The 17,053-nt window shown below is 61.3% G+C and carries 17 protein-coding genes and 1 riboswitch; of the genes, 13 read left to right on the plus strand and 4 right to left on the minus strand.

Going from position 1 to position 17,053, the window contains the following annotated elements; translation table 11 throughout:
• Positions 1–3: 3 nt before the first annotated feature.
• The 10 genes from G454_RS18375 to G454_RS18385 all read left to right on the plus strand — a co-directional run bounded on the left by G454_RS18375 (position 4) and on the right by G454_RS18385 (position 9,604).
• On the plus strand, positions 4–702 hold the full coding sequence (locus G454_RS18375) for a class II aldolase/adducin family protein (protein WP_051276110.1): 699 nt from the start codon (positions 4–6) through the stop codon (positions 700–702).
• Between the two features lie 12 nt (positions 703–714).
• On the plus strand, positions 715–2,013 hold the full coding sequence (locus tag G454_RS0108520) for an amidohydrolase (RefSeq protein WP_027718290.1): 1,299 nt from the start codon (positions 715–717) through the stop codon (positions 2,011–2,013).
• A 65-nt stretch (positions 2,014–2,078) separates the two neighbouring features.
• A complete protein-coding gene (locus tag G454_RS0108525) occupies positions 2,079–3,254 on the plus strand; it encodes a class I SAM-dependent rRNA methyltransferase (RefSeq protein ID WP_027718291.1) in 1,176 nt (391 codons plus the stop codon).
• Positions 3,248–4,459, plus strand: a complete 1,212-nt coding sequence (locus tag G454_RS0108530; protein ID WP_169719333.1) for a CdaR family transcriptional regulator — start codon at positions 3,248–3,250, stop codon at positions 4,457–4,459. Before G454_RS0108525 ends, G454_RS0108530 begins: the two co-directional genes overlap by 7 nt.
• A gap of 175 nt (positions 4,460–4,634) precedes the next feature.
• Positions 4,635–5,807, plus strand: coding sequence for a glycerate kinase (locus G454_RS18380; RefSeq protein ID WP_035107490.1), 1,173 nt, complete (start codon positions 4,635–4,637; stop codon positions 5,805–5,807).
• Positions 5,808–5,871: 64 nt separating this feature from the next.
• Complete coding sequence (locus tag G454_RS0108540) at positions 5,872–7,221, plus strand: GntP family permease (protein WP_245574357.1); 1,350 nt, start codon at positions 5,872–5,874, stop codon at positions 7,219–7,221.
• Between the two features lie 50 nt (positions 7,222–7,271).
• Entirely contained in the window at positions 7,272–7,475 is a 204-nt protein-coding gene (locus tag G454_RS0108545) for a hypothetical protein (RefSeq protein ID WP_027718294.1), read from the plus strand.
• Positions 7,476–7,530: 55 nt separating this feature from the next.
• Positions 7,531–8,034, plus strand: a complete 504-nt coding sequence (locus G454_RS0108550; RefSeq protein WP_027718295.1) for a CBS domain-containing protein — start codon at positions 7,531–7,533, stop codon at positions 8,032–8,034.
• 113 nt (positions 8,035–8,147) lie between these two features.
• Positions 8,148–8,615, plus strand: coding sequence for a 2-thiouracil desulfurase family protein (locus G454_RS0108555; protein ID WP_027718296.1), 468 nt, complete (start codon positions 8,148–8,150; stop codon positions 8,613–8,615).
• Complete coding sequence (locus G454_RS18385; RefSeq protein WP_035107491.1) at positions 8,612–9,604, plus strand: DUF814 domain-containing protein; 993 nt, start codon at positions 8,612–8,614, stop codon at positions 9,602–9,604. The genes G454_RS0108555 and G454_RS18385 overlap by 4 nt, the downstream gene beginning before the upstream one ends.
• 3 nt (positions 9,605–9,607) lie before the next feature.
• Here G454_RS18385 and G454_RS18390 read toward each other — a convergent pair whose 3' ends face one another.
• The 3 genes from G454_RS18390 to G454_RS0108575 are packed head-to-tail and all read right to left on the minus strand — an operon-like array spanning position 9,608 to position 12,590.
• A complete protein-coding gene (locus G454_RS18390) occupies positions 9,608–10,465 on the minus strand; it encodes an aminotransferase class IV (RefSeq protein WP_051276108.1) in 858 nt (285 codons plus the stop codon).
• A 13-nt stretch (positions 10,466–10,478) separates the two neighbouring features.
• Positions 10,479–12,008, minus strand: coding sequence for an aminodeoxychorismate synthase component I (gene pabB, locus G454_RS18395; RefSeq protein WP_084413381.1), 1,530 nt, complete (start codon positions 12,006–12,008; stop codon positions 10,479–10,481).
• 15 nt (positions 12,009–12,023) lie between these two features.
• On the minus strand, positions 12,024–12,590 hold the full coding sequence (locus G454_RS0108575) for an anthranilate synthase component II (RefSeq protein WP_027718297.1): 567 nt from the start codon (positions 12,588–12,590) through the stop codon (positions 12,024–12,026).
• A 413-nt stretch (positions 12,591–13,003) separates the two neighbouring features.
• On the opposite strand from G454_RS0108575, the gene G454_RS0108580 reads away from it, so the two are divergent.
• The 3 genes from G454_RS0108580 to G454_RS0108590 all read left to right on the plus strand — a co-directional run bounded on the left by G454_RS0108580 (position 13,004) and on the right by G454_RS0108590 (position 16,589).
• On the plus strand, positions 13,004–13,729 hold the full coding sequence (locus G454_RS0108580) for a type 1 glutamine amidotransferase (RefSeq protein WP_027718298.1): 726 nt from the start codon (positions 13,004–13,006) through the stop codon (positions 13,727–13,729).
• A 127-nt stretch (positions 13,730–13,856) separates the two neighbouring features.
• Positions 13,857–14,411: an O-acetyl-ADP-ribose deacetylase gene (locus tag G454_RS0108585; RefSeq protein ID WP_027718299.1), complete on the plus strand. Its 555-nt coding sequence runs from the start codon at positions 13,857–13,859 to the stop codon at positions 14,409–14,411.
• Positions 14,412–14,570: 159 nt separating this feature from the next.
• Positions 14,571–14,741, plus strand: a riboswitch (cobalamin riboswitch).
• Between the two features lie 237 nt (positions 14,742–14,978).
• Positions 14,979–16,589: an S-layer homology domain-containing protein gene (locus G454_RS0108590; protein ID WP_027718300.1), complete on the plus strand. Its 1,611-nt coding sequence runs from the start codon at positions 14,979–14,981 to the stop codon at positions 16,587–16,589.
• 137 nt (positions 16,590–16,726) lie between these two features.
• Here G454_RS0108590 and G454_RS18400 read toward each other — a convergent pair.
• Positions 16,727–17,053, minus strand: a 327-nt coding sequence (locus G454_RS18400) for a zinc ribbon domain-containing protein (RefSeq protein WP_084413384.1), incomplete at its 5' end; no start/stop codon positions are given.

Raw genomic sequence — 17,053 nt, forward strand, 5'->3', positions numbered from 1 at the left:
GCCATGACCGTGGCCACGGAAAAGTACAAGGAGCAGGTTTTCAAGATGGCCCAGCGCATGGCCACCAGCGGGCTGGTTACGGGCACCTGGGGCAACCTTTCGGCCAGGGTGCCCAGGGAAGACCTGGTGGTTATCACGCCCAGCGGCGTGCCTTACTTCCTGCTGCAGCCCCGGGACATGGTGGTGCTGGACCTTGAAGGGAGGGTGGTGGAAGGAGAGAAGCGCCCGTCTACCGAGTCGCGGCTGCACCTGGCCATCTACCGCGCCCGGCCCGATGTTTTTGCCGTGATGCATACCCACAGCGTGTTTGCCAGCGCCCTGGCGGTGGCCCGCCGCCCCATACCGCCCATCCTGGAGGACCTGGCCCAGGTGGTGGGAGACGGCGTGCCGGTGGCCGCCTACGCCAGGGCGGGTACGGAAGAGCTGGCCCGGGCGGCGGTGGAGGCACTGGGCAACCGGGGGGCGGTGCTCCTGGCCAACCACGGCATGGTGGGTGTGGGCCGCAACCTGGAGGAGGCCTTCATGGTCTGCCAGATAGTTGAAAAATCGGCCAAGGTTTACCTCTGGGCGGAGCTGATCGGGCAGGCGGCGGTCCTGCCCGCGGAAGAAGTGGAAGCCCTGCGCTCCTGTTACCTGGACGAGTACAGCCGGGAGTACATAAAGGCCTGCGCGGGAGCCATCCCCCGCCCTGGGGGAAGTTAGGGAGGTGAGAGCGTGCGCTTGCTCATACGCGGGGCCGCCGTGCTGACCATGGAAGAGCCGCATTTCCTTATTCCCGAAGGGGACATCGTCATTGAAGGCCAGCGCATTGCCCATGTAGGCCCGGTAGGAAGCGCGCCGCAGGAGGGCTTCACCAGGGTTATAGAGGCGCGCCACATGGTGGCCATGCCGGGCCTGGTCAACTGCCACACCCACGCGGCCATGACCCTCTTCCGGGGCTACGCCGACGACATGCCCCTTATGCCCTGGCTGGAGGAAAAAATCTGGCCGGCGGAAGCGCGCCTCGAGCCTGAGGACGTCTACTGGGGCACCATGCTGGCCTGCCTGGAAATGATCCGCTCCGGCACCACCTGCTTTGCCGACATGTACTTCCATATGGACGAAGTAGCCCGGGCGGTGGAGGAAGCGGGCCTGCGGGCCAGCCTCTGCCGGGGCTTAATTGGCGTGGCTCCCGGCGCCCGGGAAGCCCTGGCCGACGGCTGCCGCTTTGCGCGGGAGTGGCAGGGGGCGGCCGGCGGGCGCATCACCACCATGCTGGGGCCCCATGCCCCCTATACGTGCCCCCCGGATTACTTAAAGGAGGTAATGGAGGCCGCCGCGGAGTTAGGGGTGGGCATACACATCCACCTGGCCGAAACGCAAGGGGAAGTGGAAGAATGCAGGCGGCGGTACGGCAAGAGCCCGGTAGCCCTCATGGAAGAGCTGGGACTTTTCCGGCTCCCCGTGCTGGCCGCCCACTGCGTGCACCTCACGGAAGAAGACATCCGCATCCTGGCCGCCAGAAAGGCGGGTGTGGCCCATAACCCGCAGAGCAACATGAAGCTGGCCAGCGGCATTGCTCCCGTGGCCAGGCTTTTGGCCGCCGGCGCCGTAGTAGGGCTGGGCACCGACGGGGCGGCCAGCAACAACAACCTGGACATGATGGAGGAGATGCGCAGCGCTGCCTTGCTGCAAAAGGTGGCCACCATGGACCCCACCTCCCTGCCGGCGCCGGTGGCCCTTTCCATGGCCACGGTAAACGGGGCAAGGGCGCTGGGGCTGGAAGAGGTGGGCCTGCTCAAGTCGGGCTACAAGGCAGATATCATCCTCATTAACCTCGAGCGACCACACCTTTACCCCCGCCACGACCTGGCCGCCCACCTGGTCTACGCTGCCGGTTCCGCCGATGTGGAGGCGGTTATTGTAGACGGGCGCGTGCTCATGGAAAAGGGGGAAGTGCTGACCGTTGACCGGGAGAGGGTCTTTTACGAGGTTTCCCGCCGTGCCAGGAGGCTCACCGGCGGCGGGGCCTGAGGGAGGACCAGGTCGCTGCTCTGGAAGGCGGCGCTAAGGATGTGGCAGCGGAAGGTGAAAAATTTATGGCCACGGTCAAGCTGACCCCCGGAGGGCGCCACCGGGTTCTGCACGGCCACCTCTGGGTATACCGTACGGAAATCGGCGATATTTCCGGCTCCTTTGACCCCGGCGACGTGGTGGAGGTGGTCGACCACCGAGGACGCTTCGTAGGCCGCGGGTACATAAACCTCTCTTCCCAGATTGCCGTGCGCCTGCTTACCCGCGACCCGCGGGAGGAGATCGGGCGGGAGTTCTTCCGCCGGCGCCTGGCGGCCGCCCTGGAGTACCGCAGGCGCGTGGTGCGCGCAACAAACGCCTTGCGCCTGGTTTTTGGAGAGGCCGATTTCCTGCCGGGCCTTGTGGTGGACCGCTTCGGGCCCTACCTTTCCCTGCAGACCCTCACCCTGGGCATGGAGAGGTGGAAGGAGGTAATTGCGGATCTCCTGGAGGAGTTGTTGGAGCCCGCGGGCATTTACGAGAGAAACGATGCCTCCGTGCGGGAGCTGGAAGGGCTTCCTCTGGTAAAGGGCTTTTTAAAGGGTTCCTTTGATCCCCTGGTGGAAATTGAGGAAAACGGCCTGCGCTTCCTGGTGGACCTGGCGGGGGGCCAGAAAACCGGTTATTTCCTGGACCAGCGGGAAAACCGCCAGGCCCTGGCGGGCCTGGCCAGGGGAGCGCGGGTGCTGGATTGTTTTTGCCACACCGGCGCCTTTTCCGTTTATGCCGCGCGCTTTGGCGCAAGAGAAGTCCTGGGCATTGACGTGGATGGCGGGGCCCTCGCGCTGGCGCAAAGAAACGCCCTTCAGAACGGCTACGGCTCTCTCTGCCAGTTCCGCGAGGGCAACGCCTTTGACGAGCTGCGGGCCCTGGAAAAAGCCGGGGAACGCTTTGACCTCATCATTTTAGACCCACCGGCCTTCACCAGGTCAAAGGAAGCGCTGGAGGGGGCCTTACGCGGTTACAAGGAAATCAACCTGCGGGCCATGAAGATCCTGCCGCCGGGCGGCTTTTTAATTACCTGTTCCTGTTCCTACCATGTGAGCGAGGAACTTTTCTGCCGCATGCTCCTGGATGCCGCCCGGGATGTGGGGCGCCAGCTGCGCCTGGTGGAGGCTCGCCGCCAGGCGAAGGACCACCCCATGCTCCTAACCGTGCCGGAAACCTATTACCTGAAATGCTTCGTGCTGCAGGTGTGGTGAGGCGCAGAATGCTCAGCCCTGAAATTGCCCAGGCCATTGTCAACCGCACGATGGAGATACTGGGGAAAAACGTCAACTTAATGAACACCGAGGGGATGATCATTGCCAGCGGCGATAAGGAAAGGGTGGGAACCTTTCACGAAGGCGCGCTTAAGGTAATCAGGACGCAACAAAAGCTGGAAATCTGGCCCCGGGACGTGCAATCCATGACCGGGGTGCGCCCGGGCATAAACCTGCCCATAAGGCTTAACGGCGAGATCGTAGGGGTAGTGGGCATAACGGGAGATCCCGACGAGGTCAGAAATTATGGCGAGCTGGTGCGCATTACCGCCGAGCTTATGATCGAGCAGGCGTTGCTCAAAGAGCAGCTGGAAGCGGAGCAGCAGGCTAAAGAGGCGCTCCTGCAGGACTTAATTGCCGGTCACTTTGGGCGTGATTACGAGATGTTTAAACTGCGCGCGTTCAGCCTGGGCCTGAGGCTGGATGTACCGATGGCAGCTCTTGTTATCGAAATCCTGAGCCGGGGCAACGAAATGGATGGCGGCGTGAGCTTTTACCGCCTTCGCAAGCAGGTAGGGGAACTGCTCCAGGAGCTGTTAAAAGAAGGGGACGTGGCAGGTTTTATCAGCGATCACAGGTTTGTGGTTTTTAAAAATATCAATCCCGCACAGGGAGGGGGCGTGGTTGAAAGCGAGCTTAAGCAATACGCACGCTACCTGCAGGCGCAACTCAGAGAGCGTTTGGGGCTTGCGGCAAATATTGGCATCGGCAGCTACCACCCGGGCTTAGAAGGACTGCAGGCCTCGTTTCGCGAATGCCTTACGGCACTCCAGCTGGGGCGCCTGCGCGCCAGCACGCCTTTTGTCTTCCACATCAGAGACCTGGCGCTGGAAGAGATGATCTCCCTCGTCCCGCCGGAAGTGCGGCAGGCCTTTACCGGCCAGGTTTTAAGAGGCCTCCTTACCGCACGGGATGGCGAAGAACTTTTGAAGACAATGGAGAAGCTTTTTGCGGAAAACTTAAACCTTTCCTCCGCCGCAAATGCCCTCTACCTGCACCGCAACACGCTGCAGCTCAGGCTGAGAAAGATTGCCCGACTCACCGGCCGGGACCCGAGGGTTTTTCATGAAGCAGTGCTGCTCTACATCGCTTATTTGTGCCTAAAATTGGACAACAGCCAATTTTCCTCATACCAGGCCCCATAAAAACCTCACCCCTATTACCCTCCCGGGTTGTTTCCCCTTTTCAGCCCCTTTTGTTCACGTTGAACAATGCCTTTCTTTTTTCTCCCCATTTTTATGTGCAGTATGTTGACCTGCGTTAAGTTAAAATTAACTACAAGCATTGTTCAGAATTTTTACGACAAGAAGTGAGCGGGCAATGGGAAAATTTATTGTTGCACCGGACTCATTTAAGGAAAGCCTTGCGGCGCGCGAGGTTGCCCGGAGAATTGCGGCAGGTATAAAAAGGGCGCTGCCGGATGCGGAAGTGAAGCAGGTTCCCCTGTCCGATGGCGGGGAGGGCCTCGTGGATACCCTGGTGGCAGCCGCAGGCGGAAAAGTATTGTCCAGGGAAGTTACCGGGCCCCTTGGCGAGAAGGTGAGCGCATCTTTTGGCCTTCTCGACGACGGCGAAACGGCGGTCATCGAGATGGCCGCGGCCTCCGGGCTGGCCCTGGTGCCTCCTGCGAAGCGCAATCCCATGCATACCACCACATATGGCACGGGAGAACTGATCAAAGCGGCGCTGGATGAAGGGTGCCGGCGCATCATCCTCGGTATCGGCGGCAGCGCGACCAACGATGGCGGGGCCGGAATGGCCCGCGCCCTGGGGATCAGGTTGTTGAATTCCAGGGGAGAGGATATTCCGCCGGGAGCTGCCGGGCTTCTTGAGCTGGCAAGAATTGATGCCAGCGGGCTTGACCGCCGTCTCCAGGAAACCGAAATTCTGGTAGCCTGTGATGTGACCAATCCCCTCTGCGGTCCGGCAGGCGCTGCTTATGTCTATGGCCTGCAAAAGGGTGCCACACGTGATATGCTTCCCCTCCTGGATCGCGCTCTGGATAACCTGGCGGAAGTTGTGGCGCGCGATCTTGGCAAAAGCATCCGCGACCTTCCGGGGGCCGGGGCGGCGGGCGGCATGGGAGGGGGGCTGGTGGCCTTTGCCGGCGGTAAGCTCTGCCCCGGCCTACCCCTGGTCCTGCGCATGGTGAAATTTGAAGAGCTGCTTTCTGCAGGAGGCGTCGAGCTTGTCATTACGGGCGAAGGAGAAATTAACGCCCAGACCACATACGGCAAGGTTCCCGTGGGCGTTGCGCAGGTGGCCAAGAAGTTCGGGCTACCCGTTTTGGCCATTGTGGGCTCGATAGGACCGGGCGCCGAGGGGGTATACGGCCTGGGTATTGATGCCATTATGAGCATCATACCCCGCCCCATGTCCCTGGAGGAGGCTATGCGCAATGCCGGCGAGCTTCTCGAAGACGCGGCTTTTCGCGCCGCCAGGCTTTTCGCCCTGCGCTGCAGGGTGGAGTCTCACGTGGGGGGAGGTGGGTGAGGTTTTGCCTGTGTACTGGCCCGATAAAAATAAAACACCCAACATACAGTTGGAGGTGAGTGGTTTGGCCCAAGGTCCCTTGCTGATTGTCATTCTTCTGGTGGCCATTGCTTTCATTATCTGGTCCACAGCCAAGGTGAGGCTAAATCCTTTTCTGGCTCTTATTATTACTGCCTACGGCATTGGCTTGAGCGCGGGCATGCCGCTTCCGGACATCGCCAAGACCATAAACGAAGGTTTTGGTGGCCTGATGACCAGTATCGGCCTGGTGATCGTGGCCGGAACGATTATCGGGGTTTTTCTAGAAAAGTCAGGTGCTGCCATAACTATGGCCGAAACCATTTTAAATCTGGTCGGTCGGAAGCGCCCGGCGGCGGCCATGAGCATCATCGGCTATATAGTATCTATTCCTGTGTTCTGTGACTCCGGTTTTGTCATCCTCTCTTCCTTGAATCGTGCTTTAGCTAGAAGTTCGGGCGTATCCATAGCTGCTCTGGCCATTGCCCTTTCCACCGGCTTGTATGCCACGCACGTGCTCGTACCGCCGACGCCGGGCCCCCTGGCAGCTGCCGGCAACCTGGGTGTTTCCAACCTGGGACTGGTGATCATGGTGGGCATGCTGGTAGCTGTGCCGCCCGCCGTTGCCGGTTACCTCTGGGCGCGGCGGTTTAGCAACCTGCCCGTCAGCCTTGCCGGAGATGAGGAGCTTAGCTATGAAGCCGTAAAACAGCAGTACGGAAAGCTGCCCGGCGCGTTTAAGTCTTTTGCGCCAATTGTCGTGCCTATTATCCTTATTGCTTTAAATTCCGTGGCCAACTTTCCCAGCAAGCCTTTTGGCGCGGGTAGCCTTAAGGCAGCTTTAAATTTCCTGGGCACACCAGTGACCGCCCTTTTCATCGGCGTGGCCCTGTGCTTTTTGCTTGTTCCCAGGATCAATCAAGAAATAATTAACGAATGGATTGGTAAAGCTTTAAAGGATGCAGCGGTAATCCTGATTATTACCGGTGCAGGTGGTTCCCTAGGCAAGATGCTGGCGGCAACGCCCATTACCAAATACCTCGGCGAATCTCTTGCCCAGTACCACCTCGGCATCTTCCTGCCTTTTGTAATAGCTGCGGCCTTAAAGACTGCCCAAGGATCTTCAACCGTAGCTCTGGTTACGACTTCCGCCATCATTGCTCCCCTTCTGCCGGCCATGGGCTTGACCTCGGAAATTGCCAGGGTGCTGGTGGTTATGGCCATTGGGGCCGGCGCTATGGTGGTTTCTCATGCCAACGACAGCTATTTTTGGGTCGTGTCCCAGTTCTCCGGCCTCGATGTGCCTACGGCCTACCGCACCCAGACCATAGGCACGCTTATTCAGGGCCTCGTGGTGATCGTCACTGTCGCCGTGCTGGCCGCCTTTCTGGTTTAAGTCTGGAAAAGTGCGAGGGGGGAGTACCCCCTCGATTTATTTTGCCCCCAATGGCCGGGGAGGCTTTTTCTTTAACCTCCGATTATGTCATTGATGAAGCCATAACTTTAACCCGGGTCAGGATGAAAAACTACCGGGTAGCCGTCACCTTGGCGGAAGAGCTGTTAAGCGAAAAGGCCGCCAAGATTATTTTTGTGGCACCCCGTTTTTTGCCGCGGGCTCTGGAAATCTTCAAAAAATACCGTTCTCATTGACAAACGTTGCTTCTTGTGATATCGTTCACTTAAACGCTGCCGAGGAGGTAACTTTATGCCGGAAAATAGGAAAGTGGCGGAGCTCATGGTGCCGCTGGCCGAGTACCCGGTGGTCTACGAGACGGACACCCTCAAAGAGGCCATTCTCACGCTGCGCAACTACCGGGCTGCCGGCCACCACCACCGCTCGGTGCTGGTCTTCAGCAGGACCAAAAAGGTACAGGGCGAGGAAATGCTGGTAGGCATCCTCACCACCAGGGACATTCTAAACGCCATCAAGAAGAACAAGATGCTCTACGACAACACCGAGCTGTTTACCATGTCCTGGGCCTTCTTTTACCGCCGGGAGCCCCTGGAAGAGCTGACCATCACCAGGGTGGGGCAGGCCATCCGGCCCCTGGTGGACGCCTACGTGCAGGCGGACGATACGGTGACGCGCGCCATCGAGCTGATGATGACCAAAAACGTCAACATTCTGCCCGTCTTTGAAGGCAAGAAAGCGGTGGGAATCATCCGGGCCATCGATCTCCTGGATTACATTGCCGACATGCTGGCCTAAAGCGGGCGGAGTTGTGGTGCCCGGAGCAAGGCCGGGCTTTTATTCTTAAACTTGACGCGCCCCGTTGAGAATGTTTATGCTGAAAAGTGGGCAAGAAAAGAAGAGGTGTGGTTATGAACCGCCGCTATGTGGTCAGTGCCTGCCTTGCCGGTGAGGCCTGCGCCTACGACGGGCGCCCCCGCCCCTGCCCGGCGGTACAGAGGCTGGTGAGGGAAGGCCGGGCGGTGTCGGTATGCCCGGAGTGCCTGGGAGGCCTGCCCGTGCCCCGCCCGCCGGCGGAAATCCAGGGCGGTGCCGGGGATGAGGTGATTGCGGGGCTGGCGCGGGTGAAGAACTGTTACGGCGAGGACATCACCGCTTTCTTCCTGGAGGGAGCGCGGGCGGTGCTGGAAATTGCCCGCCGCCACGGTATCAAGGCGGCCATCTTGAAGGCTAAAAGCCCCTCCTGCGGGCGGGACCGCGTTTACGACGGGACCTTTACGGGCAAGCTAAGGCCGGGGCACGGCGTGACCGCCGCCCTCTTGCTGGCCCACGGCTTTGAGGTCTACACCGAGCGGGAAGCGGAGAGGATGGAGCTATGAGGGCCCTTGCGCTTCTGTCCGGGGGCCTGGACAGCATGCTGGCCGCCAGGCTCATACAGGAACAGGGTATCGAGGTGGTGGGCCTGGCCTTTACTTCGCCCTTTTTCGGGCCGGAAAACGCCCGGCGGGCGGCGCGGCAGCTGGGCATCCCCCTGATTGAAGTAGACATTACCGAGGAACTCATCCCCATCATTTTGAAGCCCAGGTACGGCTACGGTAAGCAAATGAACCCCTGCATTGACTGCCACACGCTGATGGTGAAGAAGGCGCGGGAGATGATGGGTGAGCTGGGGGCCTCTTTTATTGTCACCGGCGAGGTTCTGGGGGAGAGGCCCAAGTCCCAGAACGCTACGGCGCTGCACATAGTGGCCCGGGACTCGGGTGCCGACGGCTACCTCCTGCGCCCCCTTTCGGCCAAGCTCCTGCCGCCCACCGTGCCGGAAGAAAAAGGCTGGGTGGACCGGGAGAGGCTCATGGACATCCAGGGGCGCTCCCGCAAAGCGCAAATGGCCCTGGCGGAGGAGTTCGGCCTCAAAGAGTACCCGACTCCCGCCGGGGGATGCCTGCTTACCGACCCGGGCCTCTCCGCGCGCTTAAAAGAACTCCTGTCCAAGGTGCCCGTGCCGGAGGCTCGGGACCTCCAGCTTTTAAAATACGGGCGCCACTTCTGGGTGGGCGATGTGCTGGTGGTGGTGGCCAGAAGGAAAGACGAGAACGAGCCCCTGGTCGGGCTGGCCCGCCCGGGTGACTACCTCCTGCAGCTAAAGGGCATTCCCGGCCCCCGCACCCTGGTGCACGGAACGCAGGGGGGTGTGGGTGAGGAGGCCCTGCGGCGGGCGGCGGCCCTTACCGCGCGCTACAGCAAGGCGCGGGAAAAGGAGAGGGTGGCGGTGCTGGCCCGCAGGGTGGGAGGAGAGGAAACGCGCGAGTTCTCCCTCCGGAGGGATGAGGTGGAGGAGCTGGCCGGAGGGATGAAGGATCCCGCGTAAGTTTTACGCCCCTTCCGGCGCGCCGCAGGAAGCCGTAAGCTCTCTGAGCACCGCTTCTCTAATGCGCAGGGTGATGGGACCAGGCTGCCCTTTTCCCACCGGGCGGCCGTTAATTTTTACCAGGGGCATGACGGTCATGAGGGAATTGGTGAGAAAGCACTCCTCGGCGCCCTCCAGCTCCTGCGGCAATAGCGGCCTCTCCTCTGCGTCCAGGCCCGCCCTGCGGCAGGCCTCCAGCACGGTGCGGCGCATGATGCCCGGCAGGAGGCCCTGGTCTGCGGGGGGCGTTATTACTTTCCCCTCCCGCACCGCAAACACGTTGCTGATCGTCCCCTCGGCTACGAACCCTGCCGTGTTTAAGAAGATGGCCTCGTCCCAGCCCTTCTTACCGGCCTCCCTCCTGGCCAGGAGGTTTTCCAGATAGTTCAGCGTCTTTAACTTTACCAGGGGGGAGCGCTCGTTGCGCGGGAAGGGGGCCCAGCCGGCGGCAAAGCCCTTCTGGTAGTCCTCCGGGCGGTAAGGCAGGGGGCGGGTAGAGATGAGGAGGGTGCCCGGAGCTTCGCCGGGGGACCGGCCGGCGGTGAGGGTCAGGCGCAGGGCGCAATCGCGCAGGCCGTTTCGCCTCACGGTCTCCCGTGCCAGGCGGCTGATTTCCTCCGGAGGGCAGGGAAGGAGCAGGTTCAGGGTTGCACAGCCCGCCGCCAGGCGCTCGAGGTGGGCATCCATGAGGAGCGGCTTTCCTTCCCGCACCAGGACGGTTTCAAAAAGCCCGAAGCCGTAGAGTAGCCCCTGGTCGGCAAAGATGGGGGGCGCTTCGCCCGAAGGGAGAAAGAGGCCATTTATGCAGATGACGCCTTGCACGTACCAAACCCCCTCACCGGGAAAGCCTGCCGTACCCCGCGCCCCGGCGGCGCGCGTACCTTTCCCCGTACGGTGTAAGTGTTTTAAGCCTTAGCGTTTCCGGGTCGCCCAGGCCCAGGGCCCGCACCAGGGCCCTGGCCTTGTCCAGGGTTTCGGCATACTCCAGGCGGGGGTCCGAATCATAAGTTATCCCGCCCCCTACCTGGAGGTAGGCGCGGTCGCCTTTGAAGATTAATGTGCGGATAACGATATTCAGGTCTGCCTTGCCGTCAAAGCTCAGGTAGCCTATGGAGCCGGTATAAATTCCTCGCCGCACGGGTTCCAGTTCCTCGATGATTTCCATGGCCCGCACTTTGGGCGCGCCGGTTATGGATCCCCCGGGAAAGGTTGCCGCCAGCAGGTCCACCACGTCTTTGCCCGCGGCCAGCTCCCCTTCCACGGTGGAAACCAGGTGAAAGACGGTGGCGTATTCCTCCAGGCGGTAGAGTTCCGGCACCCGCACCGAACCGGGCCGGCAGACCCTTCCCAGGTCGTTGCGCTCCATGTCCACGATCATGGCCAGCTCGGCCCGCTCTTTTTCGCTGTTCCACAGTTCTTCCCTCAGGCGCGCGTCGCTTGCGGGGTCCTTCCCCCGGGGTCGGGTCCCCTTTATGGGACGGGTCTCTACGCGGCGCCCGATGACGTGCAGGAAGCGCTCCATGGAAGAGCAGGCCACCCGGAACTCGCCGAAGTTGAGGTAGGCCGCCATGGGGGCGGGGCTAATTTCCCGCAGGCGCTTGTATACGGTCCAGGGAGCTGCCGCGCAGGGCAGGGAGAAGCGCTGGGAGAGGTTGACCACGAAAATGTCTCCGGCGGCAATGTATTCCCTGGCCCGCTCGACGGCCCGGCAGTAGCCGTCCTCATCGAAATGGGCTTCCAGGAAGGAAGCGGGGGAGGCGTTTTGGGGGCAGCCTCCCTGCGGCTTCGGGGCAACGGCGCCGGGTGAGAGGGAAGCCCGGCCGCTCAAAAGGCTTTTTAACTCCTCGAGCCTTTTTGCGGCCCGCCTTTTTGCCGCCGGCGGTTCCCTTTCCGGCAGGCCCGTGGAGACCAGCCACACTTCCCCGGTTAGCCGGTCGACCACTGCGGCGGTGTCGTAAAAGCCCAGGCAGAGGTCCGGCGTCAGGAGGTCGTCTGCGGCCAGGGAGGGCAGCCTTTCCAGCAAGCGGCCCAGGTCGTAGCTGAAGTAGCCCACCGCACCTCCGGCAAAGGGAAACGGCAGTTCCGACGGGTCCAGCCTCCAGAGGATGAGAAGCTCCCGCAGCTTTTCCAGGGGGTGGCCGTAACAGGAAAAGGCCTTTCCCTCCTGCTGTATACGGAGGCGCTTTCCCTTGGCGCGCAGCACCAGGAAAGGATCCGCCCCCATGATGGAGTAACGGCCCAGCCCCGGCATGAGGAGGGCGCTGTCCAGGAGAAAGCTGTAAGGGAGATCTGCCAGCCTTTCAAAAAGGGCCACTACGTCCGGCGGAAGCGGCACTTTTTCCACCAGCGGCGGTTTGAAGGGCATTTCCGGCCACCTCCTTTATGTGCCGGAGAGGAAATTCCGCAAAAGCTCTTTGCCCACTTCCGTGAGGATTGACTCCGGGTGAAACTGCACCCCCTCAACGGGGTAATCGCGGTGTCTTAAGCCCATGATCTCGCCCTCAGAGGTCTCGGCGGTGACCAGCAGGCATTCCGGAAGGGTTTCCCTCTCCACCACCAGGGAATGGTAGCGGGCTGCCGGGAAGGGGTTGGGCAGGCCGCGGTAGATGCCCGTGCCGCGGTGGTAAATGAGCGAGGTCTTGCCGTGCACGGGCTTTTTGGCCCGCACCACCCGGCCCCCGAAGGCCTGGCCGATGGCTTGGTGCCCCAGGCACACCCCCAGGATGGGCACCTTGCCGGCAAAGTGCGTAATGGCCGCCAGGGATATGCCGGCCTCGTTGGGGGTACACGGGCCGGGGGAGATGACCAGGTGCGTGGGCCGCAACTCCTCTATTTCCTTCACGCTCACCCGGTCGTTACGGAAGACCCTGACTTCCCGGCCCATTTCCAGCAGGTACTGGACCAGGTTATAGACAAATGAATCGTAATTATCTATCACCACCACCAAGTCTTATCCCCCCAAATAAAAAAGACCAGCCCCAGCTGGTCCTCACCCCGCAATCTCCCGAGTCGTCTCCGCTCGCCTCTCCTCTCCTCAGCTCCCCTCGGCTCGGCTTTTGGTTGTCCAATTTTACATTTAGCGCAAACTTAAGGGACCTGTCAAGGACGTTATGTCACCTGCCGGTGATTTTAACGGTAGGTTTGGCCGGGGATGAGGCGTGCCGGGTGGGCTTCTTGCTTTTCCCCCTTGTGGATGGTGTCGGGTTCCCTGTAAGATAAGGAAGGTACGGGCGGCGTTGCCCGGCTTTATGCCGCCGGCGGCAAAGGCGGGGCAGGGAAGCGCTTTTGGGGCCGGACTTGCCGGAAGGGCAAGACGGGCCGTGTACGGCAGACTTTTAAGGACGATTGGGGGTATCTTCTTTGCGCGCGCTGGTGGTGCAGAACGTAGAGCTGGAGGGTCCCGGCCTCCTCCGGCAGGTCATGGAAGAGGCCGGCTGGGAGCTGGACGTGCGGGTGATGGACCGGCCCGGGTCGGAGCTGCCCCGGGACCTTGGCGGCTACGGTGCCCTCGTCATCCTGGGAGGCCCCATGAACGTCTACGAAGAAGAGGAATACCCGCACTTAAAGCAGGTGGAAATTTTAATTAGGGACGCCTTGGACAGGAACCTTCCCTCCCTAGGCATCTGCCTGGGTGGGCAGCTGATGGCCAAGGCACTGGGAGCCCCGGTAACCAGGAACCCCGTACAGGAAATCGGCTGGTACAACCTGATCCTTACTCCCCAGGGCCAAGAATCGCCCCTTTTCCGCGGGCTTCCGGCGGAGTTCCCCGTTTTCCAGTGGCACGGCGATACTTTCGCCATACCCGCGGGGGCCGCGCACCTGGCCGCCTGCCCTACGTGCGCCAATCAGGCCTTTTCTTATAAGAGTCTTTTTGCCCTGCAGTTTCATCCCGAGATCACGCCGGAAATGGTTGCTTCTTGGGCCCGCGCCTATGCCGACGAACTGGAGGAATTCGGCGGCCCGGGAGCGGCGGAGCGGCTGGTAGAAGAAACCGTCTCGCGGTGGGAGGCGTACGGCAAAGCGGCAGGCCGCCTCTTGGCCAACTGGGTGGGCATTTTAAGGGGGATGGCGGAGGGCGACCGGTGAAGTTTTCGGGTGGGGTAATAGTCGATTAACTCTTCGACGGCATTGTCAAGTCCATGGCGCGCCTGAAGGACATTTGCATTTTTTATCAAAAATAAATTTTGAGATTATTCCTGAGGGGGCTGGGATTGTGGAAGCGCGCATTGGCTCGACCGTGCTGCGCCTGGTGGTGGGGGATATCACCCAGCAGGAAACGGAAGCCATTGTAAATGCCGCCAACTCCAGCCTCATGGGCGGCGGCGGGGTGGACGGGGCCATTCACCGGGCCGGGGGGCCCCGCATCCTGGAGGAGTGCAAGAAGATCGTGGCCGAGATCGGCAGCCTCCCCACCGGCCAGGCGGTGATCACCACCGGCGGGAACCTGAAGGCGCGTTACGTCATCCACACGGTGGGCCCGGTGTGGTCGGGGGGTAACCGGGGAGAAGACGAGCTTTTGCGCAGCGCGTACCGCAGCAGTCTCTCCCTGGCCAAAGAAAAGGGCATCCGCACGCTTTCCTTCCCCTCCATCAGCACGGGGGCGTACCGCTTTCCCATCGAGCGGGCAGCCGTTATTGCCCTGCAGACTGTGCGGGATTTTATCAAAGAGCACGGCTTTTTCGAGGAAGTGCGCTTTGTCCTCTTCCGCCAGGAGGATTACGAGGCGTACAGGCGCGCCTGGGAAAAGATCTGCGCTCAGGAGGGTTAATGTACAAAGGGCAGGCTTGCGCAAGGGCCTGCCCTTTGCCGTGGCGGTGCTTTTTTGCCGCTCTTTAATATAACATATAACAGGTGAAAACGGGCCTAACAAGCCACTGGACAAGCGCCAAAAAGTGTGGTAGCATACTGCCAGGCAAGGTTGAAAATTTCATAACTCCCGCGTCCGGGTGTAGGGAACCAGGTGAGAATCCTGGACGGTGGGGCCACTGTGAATGGGTAGCGGCCTTTCAACATGCCACTGGGCCTTTGGGGTCTGGGAAGGCGAAAGGCAAGGCGATGACCCATGAGTCAGGAGACCTGCCCGGGCGTGCGGCACGCTAAGCCTCCCAAGGAACAGGGGTTTGTGCCGGTGTGGAGCTGTGCATCTTTGCGGGCGCATGGCAAGCCCCGGTCTCTCTGGAAGGCCGGGGCTTTTACTTTTGAAAGATGACCCACCCGTTCTCCTTTTATCCCCGTTTTAGCCCGGTAAACGCCGGGCCCCTTTGAAAACAAGCCCCTCGCCGGAGGGTAGTATAGGGTAACATATCTAAATCCCATGCAGAGGGGGGGGCAGGAGATGAGCGCGAGAAAGACCGGCTTCAAGGAACTTGCCGTAGCGTTGGTGGCGTTATGTTGCCTCGGTCTCTTCTTCCCGGTGCGGGAGGCCGCGGCGGCCACCGTGCGGGAGATAAGGGAAAAGGCCATCGCTTTCCTTTACCGGGAGTTCACCCAAAAAGGGCCGGGAAATGCCGAGGCCGGGGTGGGCTCCTACGCCTTTTATCTCTTAAAAAAAGCGGGAGTGGATGCCGGTTCCTGGAAGCACGGCGAAAGGAGCCTTGAAGAGGCGGTAAGGGAAGCCATAAGGCGGGACCTGGCCGGGGCGGAAAAGGTGCGGGCCAAATACCTGGTGTATGACCTGCTGGCCGCGCGCGCCCTGGGGGAAGAAGATCTGGCCGGCCTCCTGCTGGAGGTGCTAAAGAAAAGACAGGCGCCGCACGGCCTTGAGGACCCGGACCCGCTGAGCGTGTACAGCAACATCCCTTCCTACGAGCTTTTGGGGAGGGCCGGCCTGCTGGACGGGTTTAACAAAAAGTGGGCCAAAGAGTACCTGTTGGAAAGGCAGTGCCGGTATGAGGGGCCTGCCTGCGGCAGCTGGGGCTCCGGCGAGGGCCGGGATTACTACCCCGACTTCATGGCTACGGCGCAGGCCGTGCGGGCGCTCCACTACCTGGACCCCCAGGGGCAGGATGCCGAGATCCGGGAGGCCATCCAAAGGGGCCTGGAGTGGATGAAGAGGCAGCAAAGGCCCGACGGTTGCTTTATGTCCGGCATGGACGACCCGGTAATAGACACCGCCGAGGCGGTGGTTACCCTGAAGTTGCTGGGCATTGACCCGGCTTCCTGGAAGGGCAGCCAGGGGAAGAGCGCCGTTGATTACTTGCTGAACAGCGCCCTCAACCCTGACGGCAGCTTTGGCGCCTGCGGGAACGCCATGGATGCCGCCTGGGTGCTGGCGGCCTGCCTGGCCCTGGAGGGAGAGGGGGAGGCTCTTCCGGCGCAGCCGGTTCCCCAAGAGAGGCCAGTGAGGGAGGGCTTGGTTAGGGAGGTTGCCTTTTGTGATTTAAAAGGCCACTGGGCGGAGAAGGCGGTTTGCCGTTTGGTACAAATGCAGGTAATTTCCGGCTATCCCGACGGCAGCTTTAAGCCCGAGCGCGAAGTGAGCCGCTACGAGCTGGCGGCCATGCTGGTGCGCCTTTTGAAGCCGGAACCGGTCACCAGACACGATTTGTTTATACTCAGTCAGAGGCTTGAAGATGCTCCTGACGTACCTCCCTGGGCCATGGAGGCGGTAGCCGCAGCCCTGCGAGAAGAGTTCATGACCGGCTACCCGCAGCCGGATGGTGCCCTTGCCTTCAAAGGAGAAGAAGCGGTCAGCCGGGTGGAGCTGGCGGCGGTGGCGGCCCGTATCATCAAGGCGAAGTGCGAGGGGGTGGTGCCGGGGGATTTGGACTTCGCCGATACACATGAAATTCCGGCCTGGGCAAGGGAGGCCGTGGGGGTGGCCTACGCCAGGGGGGTTGTTGGCGGCTACCCGGATGGCACCTTCCAGCCGAGCAAAAAGGTGACCAGGGCAGAAGCGGCTGCCGTGCTCTTGCGCCTGGCCGAGGCGATAGGGGTGGCGAAGTGACATCCTCCCCCCAATAAATTGGGGGGCATCCCGTCGCGGGACGGCGGCTGATCAACCGCAGGTTAGCCAGCATTCCCCGGATGACCCGGATCATCACCTTGGCCTTTGGGGGTGTCACGCTCCCCTTTCTCCCAGGGTCATGCCCCGAGAGCATCGAGCCCTCTGGCGGCAATATTTAACGCCCCAACCCTGTCCGCATCGGACTGGTACCCGCACCTGACGCACCTGAACCAGGCATGGGTTTTCCGGTTGTAGCGGGAAACATTCCCGCACCGCGGACAGGTCTTGGAGGTTTCCTTGGGGTCGACGTAGATTACGGGCACCCCGGCAAGGGCGGCCTTGTATGCGATGAACGAAGCCAGCTCCCGGAAGTTCCAGCCCGACATCATGCGGTTGAACTTCTTGGAGCCTTTGGCCCGTTCCCGGATGCCCAGCAGGTTTTCCAGCGCAATGGCCGCGCTTTT

It is taken from the genome of Desulfovirgula thermocuniculi DSM 16036, from assembly GCF_000429345.1.
Taxonomy (GTDB): domain Bacteria; phylum Bacillota; class Desulfotomaculia; order Desulfotomaculales; family Desulfovirgulaceae; genus Desulfovirgula; species Desulfovirgula thermocuniculi.

Coding starts and splice junctions, on each gene's coding strand:
- pabB (WP_084413381.1), bottom strand. CDS start 12,008: ATGCCCTTCAAACCGCCGCTGGTGGAAAAAGTGCCGCTTCCGCCGGAC.
- G454_RS18375 (WP_051276110.1), top strand. CDS start 4: ATGACCGTGGCCACGGAAAAGTACAAGGAGCAGGTTTTCAAGATGGCC.
- G454_RS18380 (WP_035107490.1), top strand. CDS start 4,635: ATGGGAAAATTTATTGTTGCACCGGACTCATTTAAGGAAAGCCTTGCG.
- G454_RS18385 (WP_035107491.1), top strand. CDS start 8,612: ATGAGGGCCCTTGCGCTTCTGTCCGGGGGCCTGGACAGCATGCTGGCC.
- G454_RS0108550 (WP_027718295.1), top strand. CDS start 7,531: ATGCCGGAAAATAGGAAAGTGGCGGAGCTCATGGTGCCGCTGGCCGAG.
- G454_RS0108555 (WP_027718296.1), top strand. CDS start 8,148: ATGAACCGCCGCTATGTGGTCAGTGCCTGCCTTGCCGGTGAGGCCTGC.
- G454_RS0108590 (WP_027718300.1), top strand. CDS start 14,979: ATGAGCGCGAGAAAGACCGGCTTCAAGGAACTTGCCGTAGCGTTGGTG.
- G454_RS0108525 (WP_027718291.1), top strand. CDS start 2,079: ATGGCCACGGTCAAGCTGACCCCCGGAGGGCGCCACCGGGTTCTGCAC.
- G454_RS0108545 (WP_027718294.1), top strand. CDS start 7,272: ATGGCCGGGGAGGCTTTTTCTTTAACCTCCGATTATGTCATTGATGAA.